This is a genomic window from Vibrio sp. A11, from assembly GCF_013048705.1.
Lineage (GTDB): Bacteria > Pseudomonadota > Gammaproteobacteria > Enterobacterales > Vibrionaceae > Vibrio > Vibrio metschnikovii.
The window spans coordinates 160,884-184,642 of sequence record NZ_VHSI01000003.1; the positions used below are offsets into that span (position 1 = coordinate 160,884).

A 23,759-nucleotide genomic window follows, 5' to 3' on the forward strand; every position below is an offset into this window, starting at 1 on the left:
AGTTGAGGAAACAAAAAGTAGCTATGAGCTATAAAAGCTTAAAACTTGAACATTCTAACCACTAGAATATAATAACGCCAATGATAATAATTATTATTGGTATTTATGATGAGTGTGTTTCCACAATTGAGTGCGTACCAACAGGGTCTCAAAACATCTGTACTGAGTACTCTGTTTTCTAACCGACTATCGAGTCAATTGAGTAAGTTCATTTCTCTTACCGTTGCCCTGTTTATTGTCTGTATAGCGAGTTTATTTATTGGGGCAAAAAGCATCCCCCCCAGTGTTGTCATTGATGTATTGTTATCCCAAACCATCTCTACTGACAGCCTTATTATTATAGAAAGCCGCCTACCTAGAACATTGACCGGCTTATTCGTCGGATCGGCTTTGGCTGTCGCTGGCTGCTTGATTCAATCCATCACCCGCAATCCTCTTGCTGACCCTGGGATTCTTGGGGTCAACTCAGGGGCAAGTTTCTTTGTTTTAGTTGGCGTGGTCGTATTAGGCAATCAAAGTATGTCAGAACATCTTTGGTTAGCGTTCTTAGGGGCAATGATCACGAGTATTTTTGTGTATTTAATCGGAACATACAAAGAAGCCAAAGTTAACCCTCTTAAGATGACGTTAGCCGGGGTGGCTATCGGGGCTCTGCTTGCGGGCGTTTCTTCTTCAATCACTCTGGTCAATCCCATCGCGTTCGACGAAATGCGCTTTTGGGACGCGGGCTCATTAGATATCCGAGATCTTTCACTCGTCTCAATGGCTATTTTGCCTATCCTAGTTGGCATCATCGCAGCGATAATCATCGCCCCAGCTTTAGATAATATTTCTCTCGGTGAAGACATTGCACAAACACTAGGAACAAACGTCAAGTTCGTACAACTTACCGCGTTATTTGCTATTGCGTTACTGTGTGGAAGCTCGACAGCGATCGCAGGCCCGATCGGCTTTATTGGCCTCATGATCCCGCACATCGCTCGTCGTTTGTCAGGCCCCCATCAGTTATGGTTGACCCTATATTCGATCGTACTCGGACCTTTGCTGATCATCAGTGCCGATATTATTGGCCGAATTATTGCCCCCAATGAAATTCGTGTTTCTATTATGACCGCTTTTGTAGGGGCCCCTGTTTTGATTTATTTGGCTCGTAAAGTCACCACTTTTGGTAAACAATAATGCAACCATCCAATACTATTTTGCTAGGTAGCCAAAATGGCTGGCTGAATATCCTTATCTCAAAACGCTCGCTCAAATGGTCTTTAGTTTTATTCTGCTTCACCATCATCGTCGCAGCTTTTGCGCTCTCAACTGGGCAGTTACAGACCTCCTTTACTGAGCTGTCACAAGTACTTCTTGGCAAAGGGGAAAAGTTTCTTACTGCCGTCATCCTTGAATGGCGACTACCGCGTCTCACCTCCGGACTCATCTTTGGTGCCGCTCTCGGAGTGAGTGGTGCTTTGTTTCAATCCTTAATCCGTAATCCATTAGGCAGTCCAGATATTATTGGATTCAATACTGGTGCTTATACTGGTGCACTTGTTGTCATTATTCTGATTGGAGGCAGTTATTTCCAGATAGCTTTAGGTGCGATTATCGGCGGTATTGTCTGCTCAGGTGTGGTTTATTTACTGGCCTTTAAGCACGGTATCGAAGGTTTTCGTCTTATCATCATCGGTATTGGTATCAGTGCAATGTTAAGCGCTTTGAATACTTGGATGATGGTTTCAAGCAGCCTAGAAACTGCGATGACCGCCGCCCTGTGGGGAGCAGGCTCTCTTAACGGGTTGAGTTGGAAGCAAATTATCCCTTCATTATCATTTATATTAGTGGCTTTGATCGCAGCAGCCATGCTGACACGAAAAATGAACATTCTAGAAATGGGTGATGACAGTGCAAAGATTCTGGGGATCAGTAGCGAAAAAACACGCCAACTCGCCCTATTATTCGGTGTCATTTTAACTGCAGCAGTAACCGCCACGACTGGCCCTATCTCTTTCATTTCTCTTGTTGCGCCACAATTGGTGAAAAAGTTGATGAAGGAAGGGGGAGTCGCCCTCATTCCGTCTGCATTAATGGGGGCAATGCTGCTTACTTTATCAGACTTTATCGCTGCTAATTTATTTGCCCCTAATCAATTGCCTGTCGGAGTTGTCACCATCAGTATTGGTGGTTGCTATCTGATATATCTTTTAATTCAACAATCCGGAAGCTGATGTTTTGGTAAATACACTACAATCCACACTTGAAGAGAGCCGTTTGCAAGCCAAAAATATCACGCTCGCTTATCAAGATACTCAGATCACTCATGGGCTATCGCTTGACATACCAGATAAGCAATTTACCGTTATCCTTGGACCCAATGGCTGTGGTAAATCGACTTTACTGCGCGGGCTAAGTAAACTGCTCTCCCCCAGTGAAGGAAAAATTTGCTTCGATGGTAAGAACCTCGAACGATATCCACGAAAAGAATTAGCCAAAATACTCAGTTTGCTCCCTCAATCTGCCATCGCACCAACAGGTATCACTGTGCATGAACTGGTCGCAAGAGGACGCTTTCCCCATCAATCTTTTCTACGTCGCTGGACATTAGAGGATGAAAAAGCCGTCAAGGATGCCATTCAAGCGACCAATATAGAGGGATTACTGCAGCAAACGGTTGACTCTCTATCCGGCGGACAACGTCAACGTGTATGGGTAGCGATGGCTTTAGCACAGCAAACGCCCTACTTGTTATTGGATGAACCCACAACATACCTAGATATCGCCCATCAAATCGAGTTACTCAACCTGTTTAGAAAGCTAAATCGAGAAGAGAATCGCACCGTCGTTGCCGTACTGCATGACCTGAATCATTCTTGTCGCTACGCAGACCACTTGATTGTGATGAAGTCAGGCGCGATTATCGCCCAAGGCAGCCCAAAAGAAATCATTAGTGAAGCATTGATCCACCACGTCTATGGGTTACACAGCATTATTATTGATGACCCTCTAAGCCATACTCCCTTGATCATACCCAAGTCTTGATAACGAAAAAAACCGGCGTATGCCGGTTTTTCCTTATGCTTTGAGCGTCTTTTTCTCGGATAACAGTTGGTTAAGTTGCTCACCGATTTTTCCAACATGTTCGGATGTAATAATGTCTTCATGAGAGCAATCAAAGTAATACTTTTCTAGCCCTGTTATGAATGGCTGCCAGTGCTGATCAATATCATAGCCTTGGGGTAGCGTTCTTTGAGCGACAAATAACTCCACTCTCCCCTGATACTTTAATGATTGAGCCCCAGACAGCAACCGAACCGCATCCTCATAGTTGGCGGTGATGTCCTCAAACATCTTGGCTCTTTGCTGATCAAGTTCATCATCTGTTACATCATTGGTGGTAAGAAATCGCTCTTTCTCTCGTTGGATTTCATCCTGCACCTCTTCATTCATTGGCCCTTCCCAATCCTGCCCTTCGGGTGGATAAGTATCGAAAAGACAAAGAAAGGCCACCTCTTCACCTTGCTGCTGAAGCTGAGCAGCTAAGCTATGTGCCACATTGCCGCCAAATGAATAGCCCAATAGATGATAGGGTCCATGAGGCTGTATCGCCTTTAGGGCTTTCAGGTAAATATCACAAGCTTCTTGCATGTCTGCTCCCACCGCCATGGCCCCAGAAGGGCGTGGAGATTGGAGACCAACAATAGGATAATGTCCTTGTAAATACTTCGGTAATCCTGTGTATTGCCAAGCAAAACCCGATGCTGAGTTGATGCAAAATAAAGCAGGCCCATGACCTGCACGGATAGGAAGTGCGTCTCCAAACCCTGCCAAGGTTGGATCATTACGAGCCTTATCATCAAGCAGTAATAACGCCAGTTTTTCCACCGTAGAATTGACCATGATTTGACCGACAGTAACTGGGACATTTAAGACTCGTCGAATGTCTGCTGCTAGCTTCATAGCCATTAAAGAGTGGCCGCCTAACGAGAAAAAATCATCTTCAGCAGACAGCGAGTCAATGCCTAACACATCAGCAAAAATACCTACTAGTTGGGTTTCTAAGCCAGGACGCGCTTTACGGCCTTCCCCTATCAGTATATCGCTAGGTAAAGGCAGCGCCTTACGATCTAACTTACCATTAGCGCTGAGAGGAAATGCCTCCATGATAATGATTGCGATGGGCACCATATGAGCAGGAAGGTAATCTGCCAAAGCAGCTTTAAGCGCTTCACCCTCGATATGGACATCTTCATTGAGAATCACGTAACCAACCAATTGACGCTCATCGGCTCCTGCCATACTTTTTTCTAAGCCGAAGAATTTGGCACAGACCAAGGCTTGCTTAACACTTGGCAAAGACTGAAGGGCGACTTCGATCTCACCGAGTTCAATTCGCTGACCTCGGATTTTTAGCTGCTCATCACTTCTTCCCAAATATTCTATTTTCCCTGACGGTAACCAACGGACGATATCCCCCGTCCGATACATGCGCTCTCCATGAGTAAACGGATTGGCTATAAATCTATCGGCGGTAAGTGAATGTCGATTAAGATAACCAATCGCCAGTTGTTCTCCAGCAAGATACAACTCACCAGGAACACCGAGAGGTGTTTCTCGCAGAAAGCTATCTAAGACATACAACTGCGTATTCCAAACTGGCAAGCCAATCGGTACGCTATTGCCAAAACTCTCGTCCAGTGATTCACCAAACGCTGGACAATAGGTCACATCAACAGCGGCTTCCGTCGGGCCGTACAGATTATGTAACGGTGCGTTAATCCACTTGGCATAGGCCGTCGATAAATCCTTAGATAACGCCTCACCCGAACAAAATACGCGCTGTAAACTTGGGGCGACGTTGCGATCTTTATCCGAGTTCGCTGCTACCGACGCGATAAACGCAGCAAGCATTGAAGGAACAAAGTGCATCGTCGTGACTTGATAATCTTCAATAATCGACATAAGCCATTCTGGATCTTTATGCGATTCTGGTGGAGCCATAACTAAGGTTGCCCCCTGAATCAATGGCCAGAAGAATTCCCATACGGAAACATCGAAGCTACAAGGTGTTTTCTGTAGTACAACGTCTTTGTGATTGAGTTGATATTCGTGCTGCATCCATTGCAAACGGTTAATGATCGCTTGATGAGAAACCAGCACTCCTTTTGGATTACCTGTAGAACCTGAGGTATAAATAATGTACGCGCCATGTTCTGGGCGTAATGCTTGCTGTCTCGTTACATCGCTATATGGTGTGGCTTGTGGTAGTTCATCTAAGATAAAAAGCTCACCAAGATCGCTAAAACGCTCGCTATAATCAGAGGTGGTGATGATCAGTTTCGGCTTAGCATCGCTGATCATATAAGCCAATCTATCATCGGGGTAACTGACATCTAACGGAAGATAAGCGGCTCCAGATTCGATTATACTGTTAAGAGCAAGACTGAGTTTAACGCTTCTTGGTAGCGCAACGGCAACGATATCACCGATATTAATACCCTGATTAACCAATAAGTTAGTGATAGCAATGACGTGTTCACGCATCTCTCGATAGCTGAAACTATATTCATTATCGACCAAGGCAACATGATCCGGTGTGCGCTCTGCCTGCTCGGTCATGAGCATGCCTAATGTACTATGACGAACTTCAGTTTCCGTCCGGTTAATACGCTGCTGAAGGACGGTTTCTTCCTCTAACCGTAAATCCAGTTGTGACAAGGGAATATCGGGCTCATCAATAATGGTTTGTAGTACTCTCTCAAAACGCTGCATGACTTGCTGTGCAATACCAATAGTGTCACGATACTCAAATAGAATATGGATTTGCTCACCAGGGAGAACCAAGATAGTCAATGGGTAGTGGGTATAGCCTCGGTTGTGAATGTGGGTAAGTTTCGCTCCCTGATAATCTCGTTGGTACCAATCAGAATGATCAGGGTAATTTTCCACCACTAATAAGGTATCAAATAATGTTTCGCCCCCCGCCAACTGCTGGAGTTCACTCAAACCCAGTTCATCATGCTCAAGAAGCTGAATTTGAGTGTTCTGATGAGCTTGTAATTGTTGCAACAAGCTCTGTTTAGGATTCAGTTTCATACGCACGGGAATTGTATTGCTGAACAAACCAATGTGCTCATCAATGCCCTTTATATGCCCAAATCGACCAGAGATTGGCGTACCAAATACGATATCTTCTCGACCTGTCATGCTCCCCAAAATACATGACCAAATCCCTTGTACCAATGAATTGATCGTCAAACCATAACGACTTAAGCATTGGGTTAATTGCTGGGTTTGCTCTGCACAAATGATCAACTCACCCTCTTTTACACTATCCTCAACGGGGATATCTTCGAAGGCAATCGTTGGTGTCACGTCCTTCAGTACCTGTTGCCAAAGTGCTTGAGCGGGGGCTTTATCCCGCAGTTTAAGTTGATTGACGACATCTGCATATTGAGAGGATATCTGTGGCAGACTTTGATTGTCTTGGCCATAGGCGGTAAGGAAATCAGCCAATAAAATAGGGGTTGACCAACCATCAACAACGAGGTGATGAGCAGAAATAAATAAAGAGCTGTGATCGTTACCATGATGGATTAACGTCGCACCCAGTAATGATTCATTGGGGTTATTGAGATCAAATTGACGAACGAGTTCTTTCTTTTCCACTTTCTCAAGATACGCCTGTTGATATTGACGACTCTCTTTACGAATATCGATACACTTCAATGGCCAATAAGCCATCGCTTGAGGAAGCAATTGAACGGTTCTTCCTAAAATCGAACTGTCGAATTTAGTCAGTAATTGCCGATGACGCATGATCACGGCATTCAGCGCTTGCTGAACTCGCTGCGGTACTATTGTACCGTTGAAGCTTAATCGGGTCGTTGAGTTGTAGTTACTTTTCTCATCTCCCAGTTGTGATTGAAACAATAAGCCCTCTTGCAGCGGTAAAGCGGGAAGAATATCGCTAAATGGGCCAAAGCGATGGGCTAACCTTTCTGCATCGTTGAGTGAGACATCATCTTCAGTAAATTCAGCTGGAACCCGAAGGATCGCTTGTGGCTCTTGTTGCGCACTAAACCAATCCAAAATCGCTTCAAGTTGCTGAGTTATATGGTCGCCAATAACGCGAATCTCATCATGACTGAATTGCGCTTCATCCCAAGTCCAATTAAGAGCAAATTTGGCCTCTTGGTCACTCTCATCGACAAAAACATTGAGTTCTAACGGATGTAACAGAGCGTTATCGCTATTTAAAGAGACCGCTAATGTATCGGCAAACTTACCCTGTCGACGAATGGGAGTCCAGTTACCCTGTTCCTGCTCAAAACGTCCTAAGTAATTAAACAATAACGATGCTTGATTACGCTTAGATAATTCTGCAATCTCATCACGATATACGTTATCTAAATATCTCAAAGACATATAACCTAAGCCTTTATCCTTGATGCACCGCTTAGATTGTTTTACCTGTTTGAGTAACTCGACAAGGTCGCCGTCTTTAGGTAGAACAACGACGAGTGGAAATTCAGTAGTAAACCAGCCTATGGTTTGCGTAAGGTTCAGTGCAGCATCAAACTCTTCACGACCATGAGATTCTAAATTCAGCTTAATCGCTTCTTTTTGATAACACTTACCTAGTGCAGATGTCACCGCTGCAATCAATATCTCATCAATGTCGAGCACTCGGGATTCTTGGCAATAGCGAATAACATTTTGTGTTAGCTCTGTCGGTAACAATGCCCGATGATGAATAATACGACCCTTTGCCGTTGACGGTTTTAACGGCTCAATAAAGCAAGACTCCTGCTCAATCCAACCTTTCGCTTGCTTCATCAACTGTGGTAAGTGTTGGTAGAGCGCTTGCGACCAAGTATTCAGTCCAGTAACCTCAAAGTTAAGCTCAGGCTTGCTTCCATTGACTTGCGCGCGAACTAACATTTTTAACTGCGGCAATAAAATTCGCCAAGAAACCCCATCAATGATCAAGTGATGGGCAAGGATCATTAATCCACTTCGTCCTGCTCTATCAACAACATGGATCAGTTGGAGCATATTTCTGTTTGGCGCTAACATTTGACCAAATTGTTCAAACATTTCATCAAGATCAACGTATTCCAGATCTTCAACTCGACTCGTTGTTAACCAAGAATCGGTATTTACCTTCTCCACTGGCTCAATACGGTAACCTTGATTTCGTTTCATCAAGCGACAGGCAGAATAGTTAGCGACCAATTGTTTCAATCCAGCTTGAAGATGGACTAGCATCACATCGGGTTCAATCTCGACAAACACACCTTGAACATAACTCGTGTTTTCAGCAAAGGTTTCTTCAAACCAGCGCCACATTGGTAGAGGCTGAATTTCCCCATCCTGATTGAGTTTTCCTTGACGACCAATACTAAGCGGTTTCATCAACGTTGCCATCACGCCTAACTGACGTGCCACAAATACTTCTTTAGGACGGAGCTCATAACCCACTTTCCGTAATAATGTTCCTAGGCCCATCGCAGAAATACTATCTCCTCCGAGAGCAAAGAAATCGTCCGACGTTCCAACCTTTGCTATTCCCAGTAGTTCAGCAATCGCATCGCATAAGACTTGCTCTTCATGGGTAGTCGGAGCCACGCTCCCATGGCTAGACATAATCACAGGTTTAGGTAGTGACTTTCGGTCAATTTTACCGTTCACATTAAGAGGAAATTTATCGATGATAACTAAGGCGGCAGGCACCATGTATTCTGGCGCAGAGGCGGAAATATGGGCCAATAAAAGAGATTCATTCAGCTCAGACCGATCCGGATTGACCAATGTACAATACGCAATCAGTCGGTGAGACTCTCCATAACGTTCTGCAACCACCACGCTTGTTTCAACGCCATCAATAGCACTGATTATGCTTTCCACGTCAGCAAGCTCGATACGGAAACCACGAATTTTGACCTGATCGTCACTACGGCCAACAAAGTCCAACTGACCATTATCACGCCATTTCACTAAATCACCGGTTCTATACATGATTTGACCATGTACAAAGGGATTAGCGATGAACCGTTCTGCTGTCATTCCTGCTTGATTTAAATACCCTTTTGCCAACCCCGCCCCAGCAAGATACAACTCACCAACCACACCAACAGCAACCGCATTTAATTGCTTGTCTAACACATAAGCTTGAGCGTTGAGTATTGGGCGACCAATAACGGGGGTGTCATCGACATTGAGTGATGCACTCACGGCATCAACGGTAAACTCGGTGGGACCGTAGAAGTTTTCCACCAACAATTGCGGATAAGCTTTCACTCTCGACCAGAGTTTCTCTGGCACAGCTTCACTCCCGATTAACACTAGTGAAGGGATATGCTCAGCTTCCATCAATTGGTTATCAAGCATTTGACCCAATAATAGAGGGGGAAGATCTAATGCATCAATATGATCTTTTTTGACTTTTTCAGTTAATTCATAGGCATCTTTGCGTTGTTCATCATCATACAGATACAGTGAATGACCACAGAGCATCCAGAACACTTGCTCCCAAGAGGCATCAAATGAGAATGATGTCGTATGCGCAGCTCTCACTTGCACATCATTCTCAGCACATTGATATTTCTCTGCAAGACATCGAATGGTACGAGCAAAAATGGAATGCTGATGTGAATGTAATAAGTTTAGCAACGCACCATGAGTGTTCATCACCCCTTTCGGTTTACCCGTCGAGCCAGAGGTAAATACAATATAAGCGACATCTGAAGGATCAATATCAACCTTGACACGCTCAGTAACAGCTAGGCTGTCCAAATCAGTCAAAGAGATACAACGGGTAAGGTGATTCCACGGCAAGAGCTCAGGGTTTTCCACCATCACTCCCCATGGCTGGGCTTGTTCTAAAATGGTTTCGATACGTTCCTGGGGATACGCTAAATCAATAGGAAGGTAGACTGCCCCTACTCGTAGGATAGCCAACATAGTGATAATCGTGTCAGCATTACGAGGAATGGCGACACCAATGATATCACCTTTGCGAGCGCCCAATCCCTTGATCTGCTGGGCTTTATTTTCGACAGCTCTGTCTAGCTGAATAAAGCTCCAACTCTGCTGAGCAAATTTTAGTGCCTCGACATTAGGTTTCAATTTAACCTGCTGATCAAATACGGCTAACACTGTCTGAACTTGAGGTTTTTCATTCAACGTCTTTCCTGTAGACCATCGAGCAATATTCGTTCGTTCATTCGCCGGTATAATATCCAGTGTATGCAAAGCGGTATCTGGATTACGGGCTATCTGTTCGACCATATAAGCGAAACGATGCGCATGCAATGCCAGTGACTGTTGAGAGTACTTCGCAGCATTCCCGGTCAACGTTAAGCTCAGTTGGTTATTATTTAGCTGAGGAGAAAACTCAATATCATCAATGGGGCCGGCTGAAAGGATGTGCGTCCGGCCTTTTATTCCTGCCAAATGTATGTCTTCTTCAAAAGGTTTGTAATTAAGAATTGGTCCATACAAAACTTGCCCAACTTTCCCTAAATCTCGTTGAATTTGTTCGGCATCGTACATTTGATAACAACGAGCTTGGCGGATAACTTTATTCATCGACCTAGCAACATCAAACAGTGACATTGTAGGATCGACGTTTACTGTCAACGGCAGAATATTGACGACGGCCCCTGATGAGCTCGCAGCGCAGCTACCCATTCGACGCATAAATGGGAAGCCCACACCAATATGTTGCTCTCCAGAGACTAAGTGTAGGTAAGCAAATACCAATGCCATCGCAAGCTCTGAAGGTAGAATTTTATTACCTCCGCGATTAAGCCAATCGCCACCCTCCAATTCAATGTTGAATTTCTCAACGATATTCGCCGAGCTTTGTCTACCTCCGGTCACTAAACTGAGAGCTTCCGGTAATTGACGTGCCTGTTGTTGCCAAAAATGACGAGCCGCTTGATATTGTTCAGATTGATGAAAGTGCTGATGCTCATCGATAACCGCTTTGAAAGGAGTAAATGGGGTTGGCCCAGCGGTCCCCGCAACTAACCGATTATACTCGCTAACAATATAATCAGTGATGGCGTTAATGCTAAATCCATCAACATCAATATGATGATAACGTTGATACCATAGCCACTTGGTTTTGCTGTTATCACCCACATGAATTAAGCAATGTCGATACCTTGGTTTTGCCTCTTGTAAATTGATCGGAGTAGCGAGATCCTCTTTCATCCATTCAAGAGCCGATTCATCAACAGAAGCCGCTTGAGAGAAATCCATAATCTCCAAAACGTTTTGAGCTTGCTTAGGCTCGATAATCCCCTGCTTAATTTCCCCATCAATATCGAAATAGTGAAAATGCAGTGAATCAGCGGCAAAAATACCGCTATTAACAGCTTGGCTAAAGCATTCTAAATCAATATCTCCATCAAGCTCGATGTAATGGGCTACGTTAAATTCTTCGGGTCTTAACATCAGTTGCTGCCCAAACCAAATACCCTGCTGAGTACCAATAAGAGGATACCGTTCTTCTGGTACTTGATGTTCTTTCATTCATCCATTCCTTAAAATGATAATCACTTGTCTTTTTTAGTGATTTTTTACTGTACTGAAGAGCGGTTTATACTCGGATGTCATGCCAGTTAGCTTCGATATATTCGATGCAGCGTTGTTTACTGGATGGACCAAAAGTACTTTTCCAGCCTGATGGCGTAGGCTTAAATTCAGGCCACAGGCTGTATTGACCATGATGATTAATCAAGACGGTGAACTGATTTTCAGTATTATCAAAAGGATTAACGTATTGTTCAGACATGTCTAACTCCGTTTCGGCGGTAATGAAAAAAGGTAAGAGAGTCCATCGATGATGCCACCACGCCAACATAGACGTTCATGCCCGCCATCAAAGACTCGGTATTGAAGATTGTGCCGTTGAGCAGCGAGTTGGTGGTATAGATCTAAGCTAAGATCGACCATGATGTCTTCGCCACTTCCTACTTCGATAAAAATGTTCAAACAGCAGTGACGCCCCAACCCTTGATGTATCTGTCGGCTCATGTCACTAAGAAGATGCGGTGACTCAGGTGGTACATAGTCACTAGGCGGTTTAACCAGAGAAAAATCTGGCCACCAAAATGATCCAGACTGACACACGACCGATCCAAAACGCTCAGGCCAATTCAATGCAGCGAACATAGCAGCCAAACCACCGAGACTCTGACCGACGACCACGGTTTGCTCGGGGTCTTGACTAATGGTGAAATAACCCGAAATTAAAGGGAATAGTTCTTGTATCAGTGCTTGCCAAAACAGCGGATTACAACTGAGTTCTTCACTTCGCTGGTGGCCATCCACTTCATCAATCAACACATATAGGGCTTCTGGTAATACGCCTTGCTGAGTCGCACATGACAATGCGTCGTATATCGGTAGCGATTCAGACCAAAAACGGCCATCAAGAATAAAAACGACAGGCAATGTTTTCTGCGTATCGCGTGTGGTGGAATACAGCCATACACTGCGGCTGTTATTCAGTATCCTACTCTGCCAGTTGAGGGAGAAACTCGACTTAATGGTACGGTTACCGCCATTCTGATCAAAAATTTGCCAATAGATTTGCGACGGAGCATTAGGCATATGCAGCGGTGTTTTGCTCACTCCCCACAGGCAATGATCCAATCGGTTTCTGCCAAGCTCATCACGACAACTCAACGGAAATAGTTTTTTTAACCATTCACGGTGCTGAGCCCTTTTCTCTTGATAACTGCCAACATAACTTGGCTGACATAGTTGATGAGGGACTGGAATAAAAGAATAACCACCGCGCCAAGTGTGCTTAATAGAAGCGATATAAAACCACACGTCCGTACCTTCTATCTGAGAAAGCTTGGCCATAGTAAAACTGTGATGGTCAGTGACACCATTAATATCAATGTACACTTCTCGGATATCTGAACCTCTCGGTTCTCGCCAAATAAAGATCACATCAGCGTATTCATCCTCAGCATTCATCACTATCGGCATCCCTTCAAACGCCATTTGTTGCCACCACCTGTTATCGCCAATATTGCAACCATCGCGAGAAAGCCATCGACAAACCTGATGAAGATTTGGGTTGCTGTGTGCATTGGGTTCTTCAAACAACATGACTATTCCTATTCATCAACCACTCTCTTATTCATAAAAAACAAGCCAGCGGAATAAATTCACACCATCAATAATTGCAAATACTAACAATTATCATTAACATAACCATCCGCAATAATCTTTTACATAAAAACGGTTACAACATCAAACATTTTCCCTATTTTTAAAGGATTTCTTAATATGAAGCTTATGGACTTAAACAGTGGCAATACCCCTCGCTATACAAGGAGTACTCTTTCTACGATGATTGGCCTGATTTGCCTAGGCAGCGCCAGTTCGGTCGTTTACGCTCAAGAACAGCAAGAAGCGAATAATGTTCGAGCCTCAGAAACGATTGTTGTTCTTGGTGAAAAGTTGGGCGGCACGCTGGCGCAGAATACCAGTTCGGTGACTATTTTTACTGCAGAAGCGGATAATGGCGAAGACCGAACTTACTACGATTTACTGGATAGAGTCCCTAACGTGCTTAACGCCCCATCAGGAATGCCACACATTCGTGGCGTTGATGGACGAGGTGGCGCTGGAGATGGATTCATCTCATTCATGACCGGAGCCACACCTCGGGTGAATACCACTGTTGATGGAGTATCTGAATCTTGGACAGGTGAGGCTTTCGGTAAGGCTGGGCTGTGGGATACAGAGCAGGTCGAAGTATACAAAGGCCCTCAATCAACGAATCAAGGGCGTAACAGTATCGGTGGTGCCGTAGTCATCAAAACCCAAGACCCCACGTTTTACACAGAAAGTAAGTTCCGAGTTGGCTACGAAAATGAGGACAACAAATACCACTTAGCTGGTGTTGTCTCTGCCCCAATCGTCGAAGATAAACTTGCCTTCCGTATTGCCGCTGAAGGGACAACGGGCAATACGCCGATCGATTATTCATTACCAAACAATGATCAATACCCTTGGGATCCTTCAGAAATAAAGTCTCATAACGTCCGTGGTAAACTGCTATTTCAACCTTTTGGAACCGATAAACTCACCGCGAAACTCACGGTCGCCAGCCGTAATGAAGAAGGCCAATATACAAACCTTGTCGATAAAGATGGTGGTAAGTTGGAATACACCGATGCCAGCGGTACTCGTCGTCAAGAAACTAAAAGCTGGAACGTTAATCTTGATGTCGGTTATCTCATCAATGAAGAACTTAAAGCCGATTTCCTACTGGCAAGGCGAGATTACTCAACCAAGTTTAAAGCCTATCCTTCAACGGATTGGTGGGGTGATGTGGACGAGGAGAATTATACTGTAGAAGCTAAACTGGCTTATAATTCTTTAGACGAAAAATATAATGCGATTTTCGGGCTCAGCAGTTATTTTAAAGATCAAAACACACAAACAGATTCACTAAAACGTCTTGATAAAGTCCAAACCCATTCCATTTACTTTGATTCCAAAATCAAGATTGCCTCTCAATGGGGACTGTTACTGGGTGCTCGCTACGAGCATGACAAGCTTGATCGTGATTTTGACCATGCAAGGTTGCCTCTCGACTTCAAAGAAAAAGAAAACAACGGTATCTTGCTACCTAAAGTTGGCTTAACTTACGAGGCCTCTGATACTTGGAACTTAGGTTTAACCGCTCGTAAAGGCTACAATGCAGGTGGTATAGGCTACAACGAAGGCCAAGAGAATCTCTTTGTATTTAAACCAGAAAAAGTCTGGACCTACGAACTCAGTTCACGTTCCACTTTCCTAGAGAACCGGCTTGGTTTAACGGCAAATATCTTTTACAACGATTACCGTAATTACCATACCGTCGTCTATGGAGACAGCGGTAGCCGATTCGATAATTACGTAGCGAATATCCCTAAAGGTAAAACTTATGGTGCTGAAGTTGAAACGACGTACTGGTTTGATTCTGGGTTAGATGTTTTTGCCTTTGTTGGCTTACTGAAAACAGAAGTCACCCAAGGGCCTAGCGGAACAACCGTCGATCTCACTGGCAAAGAGTTTAGCTATGCCCCTGACCTTTCTGCAGGCTTAGGCTTTACACAAAACTTTGACTCAGGCTTATTCTTTGGCGCAAGAGTTAACTATGTTTCAGACTATTATACTAACTTAGCCAACACTGAAAGTACTTCAGCTGGTGACTACACGGTGCTTAACGTCAATGCTGGTTACAACATAAATAACTTAACCGTTCGTGCTTATGTTAAAAATGCGACCAACGAGGATTATGTGTTACGTCACAAGAATGACCTGATCGAAGTTGGCGGACCACGCACATTCGGTATCATCGCTGACTATAAATTCTAAAAGACGCTATTGATTACCTTGCAAAACCAACACATAAACGTCCGATAATTATCGGACGTTTATTATTTAAGTAGTTGGTCGGCAGCAAGTGAGCTCTGTCGTCGTTTATCTTTTGCTCTAGCAAGGTTTTGCCCAGAAACATGCTGAGAGGTGATCAGCGTAACGCACAGCTGCTCTAAAAGTTGTTAGCCTAATATTTAAAATTCAACGCTAACGGAATCAAGATACTAGATTGACAGCGAGTAAAACCAACAACTTTTCATGCCTGAAGACCACTTTATGGCATATGAGTTAGTGTAAATAAAGTTACTGTAACTAATTTTACGGTAACTTTATTTACAGTAATTGACTAATGCTCTATTCTATTGCTAGTCCGTGAAAAAAGTGGAACGCAATGAAAAAATTTTATAACCGTCAGAAAGAATTAAAAGCTCTACAAACGGTTTCTGAGCAGATAGTAAAAACAAAGGGGCAACTTAGCGTAATGGTTGGAAGAAGACGCGTAGGTAAAACCCGTCTTTTAAACGAAGCTTTTCAGCAAGAAAATACCCAATTCCTTTACCTTTTCATAAGCCGAAAGAGTGAAAACTCCTTAGTGGCAGAATTCGCAGAAATCATCAATAGTGAGCTTGGCGTTAAGTTTTTCCAGCCCCAATCACTGCGAGATATCATCGAGTTCTTGTTGGATTACACAAAACAAAAACCTCTAACCATCATCATTGACGAGTTTCAAGATATCGACATCGTCAACCCTGCTCTATTCTCCGATATTCAAAATTTATGGGATGCAAACAAGAGGGACTCAATGATGCACTTAGTGTGTTGTGGCTCCCTCTACAGCATGATGACAAAAATTTTCAAAGGCAAAGACGAACCTCTATTCAATCGTGATGATAGATTCTTTAAAATTCAACCTTTGCAGCCTTCTTATATCGCCGAGGTAATGAAAGATCACGATCAATTTGATGCTGAAAACATGCTTCGATGGTGGTGCCTGTCTGGCGGAATACCAAAGTACCTCGAGTGGTTAACCCGATTTTCTGCTGAGAACGATGACTTATTTGAGGCGGTAATCTCCGAGTTTTCACCACTAATAAAAGAAGGCACTCATCGACTCGTTGAAGATTTTGGCTCAGAGCATCGAATTTACTTCGATATTCTTGGTGCGATATCAAAAGGCAATACAAGCCGTGCTCGAATTGAAAACTTCTTAGGTATGAGTGTCGGTGTTCATCTGGAAAAGCTTGATGAAGTTTTTAATGTTATTACCAAAAAGCGCCCGATTAGCTCTAAAGAGAACTCACGAGATATTCGTTACTCTATTTCCGATCCGTTTCTAAACTTTTGGTTTCGATTCATTCATGCCAACAAAAGTGCTGTTGAGATGGAGAACTACGAATACATCCGAAGATATATTGAACGAGATTTCACTGTGTACTCTGGTCTGGAATTAGAGAGCCTGTTCGTCGCGATATTGGTTGAATCAAAGCAGTTCGGAAAGATTGGTGGATACTGGGATGCAAAAGGTCACAATGAAATCGACATAGTGGCTATTAATGACTTAGATAAAAAAATACTCATTGCCGAAGTAAAGAGACAGCAAAAACGTTACAGTGAGGCCAAATTAATAGAGAAATCTCACTGCCTTTTGCAAAAGTTAAATCTAAAAGGTTATGACATTGAATATCGTGGATTTTCATTGGATAACTTAGTTGAAACAATGAAAGAGTATCAAGCGTAATCAACACCAATTCGCTTTGGTACCACCTCAGACGCCGGTGATAAGTTCAGAGATCGAATGCATACGTTGGTAGAAACCTGCAAGAAACGTGGACTATCCAGCCTGTCTGTACTGACGCAGATCGTACAGGCGGTCTCGGCTCGTCAAGCATACCCAAACGTTCTTGGCCTGTAGACAAAAGTCAATTACCTACTGGTGAACGGTTACAAGCCATTTATCTGTTTGGCCTGGAAGATGGTTCACTGCCACAAGAGCTGGTCGACAAAGCCCATCATGTTGTTTACATCCCCACTCACGGCTGCATGAATCTCGCCGCAACCGTCAATGTGGTGATGTACAATCGCTTAGCAAAAACACTCGGTGCGATAGACGACCACGCGCAAGTCATTGCTAATCGCGATAACAAAAACCGTTTGCGGGTGAAGGAAAGCTGAGATTTTTCGACTCGGCAGCAGCTTTATCGTCAGATTTAGCTGAATACACCTCACTTATTGCCACCTTTACGCTCGTTAATAGACGACGGCTTAAGCCAGAGAAAAAGTTTCATAAGTCATAAAAAACGCATGAAGTGCTACTTGATATGAAAGCATGATGGTATCCTCCCAACTCACTGACTATATTTAAGATCGGGAGTTCGAGTTTCAACTCGCGCCACTGTTTTAATTTGAAATGATTATCCGTCTATGGAAAAAGACCTATACCCATATCGACTAGAGCAATACGTGAGAAGGAAGGAAATTCAACAAGGTGCAAGCAGCACCTATCTGATTGATATGAATGTGAAGGATGTAAGTAAAGTTGCGGCGGTGATGGAGAAAGTATGATGAGCAATACATATTACGTCTACTCATTAAAAGATCCTAGAGAGAAGCCTGCTCGAGTCTTCTATATTGGTAAAGGTACAGGCAGCAGAGCAACGGACCATTTAAAGAAAGTCGACGACACACGTAAAGGCAGATTCATTCAAGAAATTCTCGATAGTGGAAGTTCCCCTATCATCTCACGAGTCGTCGAAAACCTAACAGAAGAGCAAGCCCTCCAAATAGAACTCGAGCTAATCAATAGCTTCGGCACCATCGATAATGGTGGCTCACTCTATAATTCAGTAATACCGAAATCTATAAAACGCAAAATAGATAAGAACATCGTAGTACCGAATGGTGCAGTTGAAAAAGCACAGTTAGGTCTAAAATTAATCAAAGATTCAATAACGTCGTTATCTGAAGAAAACCCAGATGGGATTACAAACTCAGACTGTGCACATTACTTAGGCTTACAATCTGCGCATCAAGGAAAGCAACAAGATTTCCTTACCTACAGTGTATTAGGACTTCTTCTAAAGGAAGGCGTATTGGGAATTTATCCAGATGGGTGCCGTAGAAAATACAAAAAATTGCAATAGTGGAAATGTCTCTAATATAAATATTATTTCATTCGAATTAATTTAAGGTTCTGTATAAATGGCAAATAATAAACCTTTAGTAAAACCATTTAGAGCAAATGCACATCTTCTGAAGTTACTAGGTGATGAATTAATTGGTGATGACCGTCTAGCTGTATTTGAGCTTGTTAAAAATGCTTATGATGCGAATGCTAGAAGCGTTGATGTCACACTTAACTTGGAAGATAAGACACCAAATATAATTGTTTGGGATCATGAAGGCTTTGGAATGACTGAAGATGACATATTAAATAAATGGATGGAAATCGGTACAGATAGTAAAAGAAGCAAAAATAAAGTTAGAACCCCAGGGTTCAACCGCCTTCCTTTGGGTGAAAAAGGTGTGGGGCGCCTTGCTGTACATAAACTTGGAAGTCAGCTAATAATCAATACCCGCGCTGAAAACGCAAAGGAATACAAAATATCTATTGATTGGCCAAGATTAATTAGCGAGGCGGCATATATCGAAGATACTAAAGTAACCATTACCCCACTTGACACACCTGAATTTTTTGATTCAGAGACAGGGACTAGGATAGAGATCAGAGCATTAAATAACACGCATTGGACAAGAGGTGATCTGAGACGACTTAAGCGACTTTTAACTAGCCTAATATCTCCGTTTAAAACAGTCTCAGACTTCGAGGTAAACTTGAAGATACCTGGCCGAGAAAAAGACATTGCGGATTTACTAGATGCTAAAGATATCCTCAGCAAAGCACTTTGGACATATGATTTTATTATTGATGAAGACGGCAAGTTTTCGTCTACGTATACCTATAACCCACCCCAGACATTCAGAGAGCTTGCAAAATCATATGTTGAGGATACTGACACACGACTCGAATTGCTAAAACCAACTAAAGAAGAGGAACTAGCTCGAGAAGTAGGTATTAGAGAATCTTTACTCATGAACCCTGAAGATTTGAAAGATATAGGACCAACTTCAGGAACATTTTATGTGTTCATGAAAACCCCCGCGGTTCTGAGTGCCACTGGCTCACCTCAATTAATTAAAGAATATCTTAAAGAGCAGTCTGGCGTTCGAGTCTACAGAGATGGAATCCGCGTATTTAACTATGGCGAAGGGAAGGATGATTGGCTTGGTTTAAACGCTGGTCGTATCAATATGCCAGGGCAAAGAATTGATACTGGCATGGTTATTGGTGGTGTCGATTTAAACTTAGAAAAAAGTTCAGGCCTCAAAGAAAAAACTAATCGTGAAGGTTTTGATGAAAACGACACATATAGACGATTTAGATGGATCATAGCTAGTGTAATAGAAAACTTCCATCTAAAGCACCGAAAAGACCGAGAAGCACTAGATAATTATCTCAAAGGTGATGTTAAAGATGCGTCACCTGCTACAACTAGGTTTGCTGAAAGTATTCAAGATATTAAAGATGCAATTAAGAAACATGGTCTTGAAGAAGAAATGAGCAACAAAGTTGTTCAGATTGAATCTGATTACTTACAAATGCGCGAAGTAACGCTTAGCTCTGGTATCGCAGGAATTAACCTTGCGGTTATATTCCATGAGGTTGAACGTGGTGTGGACGATTTAAATACTTCCATTAGAAATTCAGAGGACTATGAAACATTATTGAAGAGAGCTGAGCACTTAGCTGAACTTCTTGAAGGATTTGCTCCACTACTACGCCGCAATGAACAAAAAACTTTTGACATAAAAGCATTGACACAAAAAATCGTAAGTCTCAATGAGCATCGATTCAGTCACCATAAAATAGCTATATCTTGCCCGCTAAATAGTGGCGAATCAGAGTCTTTTAAAGTTACTGCTCCATTTGGATTGTTACAAGCAACCCTTACTAATTTAATAGACAATTCAATCCACTGGACAAGCCTTAAAGCGGAAAAAGAAGATGGGCAATACATTCCAGCGATAAGAATTGATAGCTTACCTAATTGGTTTAAAGAAGGTCCCGCAATTATCGTGATGGATAATGGTCCGGGCTTTAGCCTAACCCCTGAAGAAGCGATACAACCGTTTAAAACATCAAGACCCGGTGGCATGGGCGTTGGTCTCTACTACGCAGATAAGGTCATGGAAAGTATTGGCGGTAGACTGCAAATATGTGACCCAGAAGATTTGGATTTACCTGAAGCATATCAGGGAGCTGCAGTGGTAATGATATTTAATCAGGAAAGACAATAATGATAAGCTTGCCAGGTATTGTACTAATCGATGATAAAAAAGATGACTTGGATGATATTCAGAACAGTTTGACATCTGCTGGATATCCATGTTTTCCAATTCATTACAAAAACTCAGATCCGAGTAATGTTTCAGGTATTGATCACATTAATTTAGGTGTGATTCATCCTCGTGTGATTATTACTGATCTAAATCTCCAAGAGCACCAAATTGACCCCAAAAAGCTAGTCGGACCTATCGCTGAAGTTCTAAAAAAATTGGCTATTGATGGACCATATTTACTTTATTTTTGGTCAAAAAATACAAGCACTGTTGAAGCTGTGATGAAGTTAATCTCAGAACGTCATAAGACAATCCCTGCCCCTATTCATTGTGGCGTTTTAGACAAGGCACACTTTAAAGCTCGACCAGCAGAATTAGTCGATAAAGTGGCTAGTTTGTTTAAAGATAATGCAATATTTCATGCAATGTTCGGTTGGGAAAATCGAATATCTAAAGCGGCGCAATTAACTACTGACTCTCTTTTCAAGCTCGCAAGACCTTCGGATTTTAGTAGCATCGAGGATTTCCAATCATCTACTACTGACAAACTTAAAACTATGTTAGCTGTAATAGGTAATGAGACTCTTGGGACAAAAAATGCAAAAGACGAACCAGCAGTAGCTATAGAATTGGGTTTAGAGCCTGTCTTGCATGACCATATTCAATCTATGCATACCCTTATCGATAAGTCTGTCTGGCTTAATGCTGCCAACGAAATCGGCACTCGTTTACGTGCTGATGATGATGTTAAAGCTCATCTCAATTCTTTTTATCATATTGAAGAGCTTTACGGGGATTCCAAAAAGAACAAACGGGGAACTTGGATCGAGTTTAATCCATCATATCTGATTGATACTAATAACAAAAAAAGAATAATTCAAAATTTGGGGCGTGAAATAAAGACACTACTAAACGATGAGTTTTTAAATGGTACTAGAGGAGATAAAAGGGAAAGAGACGCAGCCCGCAATGCAACTAAAATTGGCTTTCTTGAGTTATCAGCTGAATGCGATCAAGCGCAGAAGAAGACTAAGATGAATAGGTACTTCATATCTGCAATGATTCCTAAAAAGTTTGAAAACTTCACATTTTTTGGAGAAAAATCAAATGATACCGCCCACGCTGGAGTCTATCGCTTACCTAACGTAATCATCTGCGGTGAAGAATACATTGTGAAAGTTAGTTTTATGTATCAAGTCGGAGTAATTCCAGATTTTAACAAATGGCTAGGAACACCAGTGTTTAGACTTAAAGACCAAATATTATCTGATATAAGCTTTAAAGCATCACAACACGCAGCAAGACCTGGAATTATTCGTTTTGACTAAGTAACTCCATAACTACTTGTCCTATCTGCTGTGCCAAATACGGTGGCACAGCATTCCCAACCTGCACATACTGTTGCGTTCTATTGCCTTCAAATAAATAGTTATCTGGAAAGGTTTGTAAACGAGCGGCTTCACGGACAGTTAAGCTTCGACATTGCTTTGGATCATAGTGTATGAAGTAATGACCATCTTTGGATATATGGCTGGTTACGGTTGTTGAGTACTTGTTTGCCGCTTGTGTTCTAAAGCGGTCGGCGTGTGTTCCTGTGTCCCAGTTTTCATGAGCAGGCGCCAAATCAGTGGGAAAATCACGAGCTTTTGGTGAAACACCGCCACTAAGCATGGTAAACGCAGCGCTGTATGCATAGCGAAGTAAATCGCTATCCATATGTCCGCGTGTTTCATGGTTTAGCACACACGTTGGTGCGTTATTTCTATACCAGTCAATTAAATGCTCTGGTATCAACACAGGTTGATTAACAGGAAGAGTGGCACTTCTCTGTAAGTTCTTTAGCGGTTTTAAATCTAAGTCTGCTGCACCAGCAAATTGCTTTCTAAGTAGTTTCTTTACACAAGTAGCATTTTTAGCGACTTCCTTCTCCCACTCTTTTCCGTTGTCTTCACGCTTAGAAAAACCACTTCTTAATGCAGGTAAATCTGCGATTACTTGCGCTACTGTGGTTTGCTGTTCATGTGGTATCAACGTACCTGGTACTCGTTCAATATCTTCACGAACCCCAAGCAAAATAACACGGTGGCGAGCTTGAGGTACACCATAGTCTTCTGACCTAATAAGATAGTCGCTTGAGTATTCATATGTTGGATCATTCGGGTTTTCCACTTCGACAACCAACGAAAACACTTTGTATCTAGGGCTAGCGATTTTTGTCACTCGACCTGGAGCTTTTAAGTCTTTCAAAATTCGAGGGAACATAACTTCACCATCAACTTTTGCAGACAAAATACCTCGTACGTTTTCCATAACGAAAGCGTCCGGTTGAGCGATAGAAATAACCTTTAAGTATTCTTTGTACAGGAAGTGGCGTTCATCTTTTTCTGCTTTGTAATCCACAACACCAGCATTACGAGAACGTCCTGCTAAGGAATATGCTTGACAAGGAGGGCCACCAATAACAACTTTTGGACGGTTGCCATGAGCAGCAACAAGTTCACGAATGCGTTCGTGAATATCGTTGTTATGTTCACCTAGTGCATGCGGAGCAAATAAGGTTTCTTGTTTTGCTTCTTGCGCTTCGTTAGGAAAACGTTCAAACAGTTCGTCACGTGTAATTTGACCGTTTAAATATGCATTATAGCTATCTAGAGCATTCTCAATATCACAGATTTTGCGGAAAAAAGCTCGAGTTGTAAGTGTTCTATGAGCTGAGGGTTCTTTTTCTACAGACATACCGATTTGAAATGGCTTATTGCCATTTTCATGTACACAAGAAGACACACCTTCACCCAACCCGCCAGGGCCAGCGAACAAGTCAATTACGAGGATTTCACCAGTTTCCATTGTCTCATATACAGCTATTTCAATGCCCGGCAATCATACCAGGCTTGATCGTCCTGGCAATCAATTTCTCATGTTTATCTGCATTGATTTCAAACAGAGCCAATCATTGTTTACTTATTAAACATGTT

At 42.6% G+C, this 23,759-nt stretch carries 12 protein-coding genes and 2 pseudogenes; 10 read left to right on the plus strand and 4 right to left on the minus strand.

Translation table 11 applies throughout. The annotated features are described in order from the left end of the window. Positions 1–108 precede the first annotated feature (108 nt). From FKQ60_RS05065 to FKQ60_RS05075, 3 genes are read left to right on the plus strand one after another with little or no spacing between them, the layout of a single operon-like run. The gene (locus tag FKQ60_RS05065; protein ID WP_170906125.1) at positions 109–1,179 is read left to right on the plus strand and encodes an iron chelate uptake ABC transporter family permease subunit; all 1,071 of its coding nucleotides are present in this window, start codon (positions 109–111) and stop codon (positions 1,177–1,179) included. Next, the gene (gene fepG / locus FKQ60_RS05070) at positions 1,179–2,216 is read left to right on the plus strand and encodes an iron-enterobactin ABC transporter permease (RefSeq protein WP_004396935.1); all 1,038 of its coding nucleotides are present in this window, start codon (positions 1,179–1,181) and stop codon (positions 2,214–2,216) included. Before FKQ60_RS05065 ends, fepG begins: the two co-directional genes overlap by 1 nt. A gap of 4 nt (positions 2,217–2,220) precedes the next feature. Then, positions 2,221–3,027: an ABC transporter ATP-binding protein gene (locus tag FKQ60_RS05075; RefSeq protein WP_170906126.1), complete on the plus strand. Its 807-nt coding sequence runs from the start codon at positions 2,221–2,223 to the stop codon at positions 3,025–3,027. Between the two features lie 33 nt (positions 3,028–3,060). On the opposite strand, the gene FKQ60_RS05080 is transcribed toward FKQ60_RS05075, so the two are convergent. The 3 genes from FKQ60_RS05080 to fes all read right to left on the minus strand — a co-directional run bounded on the left by FKQ60_RS05080 (position 3,061) and on the right by fes (position 13,122). After that, positions 3,061–11,529, minus strand: a complete 8,469-nt coding sequence (locus FKQ60_RS05080) for a non-ribosomal peptide synthetase (RefSeq protein WP_170906127.1) — start codon at positions 11,527–11,529, stop codon at positions 3,061–3,063. Between the two features lie 67 nt (positions 11,530–11,596). Next, a complete protein-coding gene (locus tag FKQ60_RS05085; RefSeq protein WP_040905268.1) occupies positions 11,597–11,791 on the minus strand; it encodes an MbtH family protein in 195 nt (64 codons plus the stop codon). Between the two features lie 2 nt (positions 11,792–11,793). Continuing rightward, positions 11,794–13,122, minus strand: coding sequence for an enterochelin esterase (gene fes / locus FKQ60_RS05090; protein WP_161438307.1), 1,329 nt, complete (start codon positions 13,120–13,122; stop codon positions 11,794–11,796). A gap of 180 nt (positions 13,123–13,302) precedes the next feature. On the opposite strand from fes, the gene FKQ60_RS05095 reads away from it, so the two are divergent. The 7 genes and pseudogenes from FKQ60_RS05095 (at position 13,303) to FKQ60_RS05125 (ending at position 22,112) form a co-directional block, all read left to right on the plus strand. Then, a complete protein-coding gene (locus tag FKQ60_RS05095) occupies positions 13,303–15,384 on the plus strand; it encodes a TonB-dependent receptor (protein WP_158137120.1) in 2,082 nt (693 codons plus the stop codon). A 394-nt stretch (positions 15,385–15,778) separates the two neighbouring features. Further along, positions 15,779–17,125 carry an ATP-binding protein gene (locus FKQ60_RS05100; RefSeq protein ID WP_170906128.1) on the plus strand — a complete coding sequence of 449 codons (1,347 nt, stop codon included), beginning with the start codon at positions 15,779–15,781 and terminating at the stop codon, positions 17,123–17,125. A gap of 9 nt (positions 17,126–17,134) precedes the next feature. After that, positions 17,135–17,299 (plus strand): annotated as a pseudogene (locus tag FKQ60_RS05105) (IS66 family transposase); the annotation flags it as partial. 32 nt (positions 17,300–17,331) lie between these two features. Continuing rightward, positions 17,332–17,559: pseudogene (locus FKQ60_RS05110) on the plus strand (TrmH family RNA methyltransferase); the annotation flags it as partial. A 386-nt stretch (positions 17,560–17,945) separates the two neighbouring features. Further along, entirely contained in the window at positions 17,946–18,527 is a 582-nt protein-coding gene (locus FKQ60_RS05115) for a GIY-YIG nuclease family protein (RefSeq protein ID WP_170906129.1), read from the plus strand. A 58-nt stretch (positions 18,528–18,585) separates the two neighbouring features. Further along, a complete protein-coding gene (locus FKQ60_RS05120; RefSeq protein WP_170906130.1) occupies positions 18,586–20,742 on the plus strand; it encodes an ATP-binding protein in 2,157 nt (718 codons plus the stop codon). After that, complete coding sequence (locus tag FKQ60_RS05125) at positions 20,742–22,112, plus strand: hypothetical protein (protein ID WP_170906131.1); 1,371 nt, start codon at positions 20,742–20,744, stop codon at positions 22,110–22,112. The genes FKQ60_RS05120 and FKQ60_RS05125 overlap by 1 nt, the downstream gene beginning before the upstream one ends. Here FKQ60_RS05125 and FKQ60_RS05130 read toward each other — a convergent pair. Beyond that, entirely contained in the window at positions 22,096–23,631 is a 1,536-nt protein-coding gene (locus FKQ60_RS05130; RefSeq protein WP_170906132.1) for a DNA cytosine methyltransferase, read from the minus strand. The two genes, FKQ60_RS05125 and FKQ60_RS05130, sit on opposite strands and share 17 nt — an antisense overlap. Between the last annotated feature and the right edge of the window lie 128 nt (positions 23,632–23,759).

Excerpts from the sequence above, each read along its gene's own strand:
- FKQ60_RS05095 (WP_158137120.1), top strand. The coding sequence starts at position 13,303 with ATGAAGCTTATGGACTTAAACAGTGGCAATACCCCTCGCTATACAAGG.
- FKQ60_RS05130 (WP_170906132.1), bottom strand. The coding sequence starts at position 23,631 with ATGGAAACTGGTGAAATCCTCGTAATTGACTTGTTCGCTGGCCCTGGC.
- FKQ60_RS05065 (WP_170906125.1), top strand. The coding sequence starts at position 109 with ATGAGTGTGTTTCCACAATTGAGTGCGTACCAACAGGGTCTCAAAACA.
- FKQ60_RS05120 (WP_170906130.1), top strand. The coding sequence starts at position 18,586 with ATGGCAAATAATAAACCTTTAGTAAAACCATTTAGAGCAAATGCACAT.
- FKQ60_RS05100 (WP_170906128.1), top strand. The coding sequence starts at position 15,779 with ATGAAAAAATTTTATAACCGTCAGAAAGAATTAAAAGCTCTACAAACG.
- FKQ60_RS05115 (WP_170906129.1), top strand. The coding sequence starts at position 17,946 with ATGATGAGCAATACATATTACGTCTACTCATTAAAAGATCCTAGAGAG.
- FKQ60_RS05085 (WP_040905268.1), bottom strand. The coding sequence starts at position 11,791 with ATGTCTGAACAATACGTTAATCCTTTTGATAATACTGAAAATCAGTTC.
- fepG (WP_004396935.1), top strand. The coding sequence starts at position 1,179 with ATGCAACCATCCAATACTATTTTGCTAGGTAGCCAAAATGGCTGGCTG.
- fes (WP_161438307.1), bottom strand. The coding sequence starts at position 13,122 with ATGTTGTTTGAAGAACCCAATGCACACAGCAACCCAAATCTTCATCAG.
- FKQ60_RS05125 (WP_170906131.1), top strand. The coding sequence starts at position 20,742 with ATGATAAGCTTGCCAGGTATTGTACTAATCGATGATAAAAAAGATGAC.
- FKQ60_RS05080 (WP_170906127.1), bottom strand. The coding sequence starts at position 11,529 with ATGAAAGAACATCAAGTACCAGAAGAACGGTATCCTCTTATTGGTACT.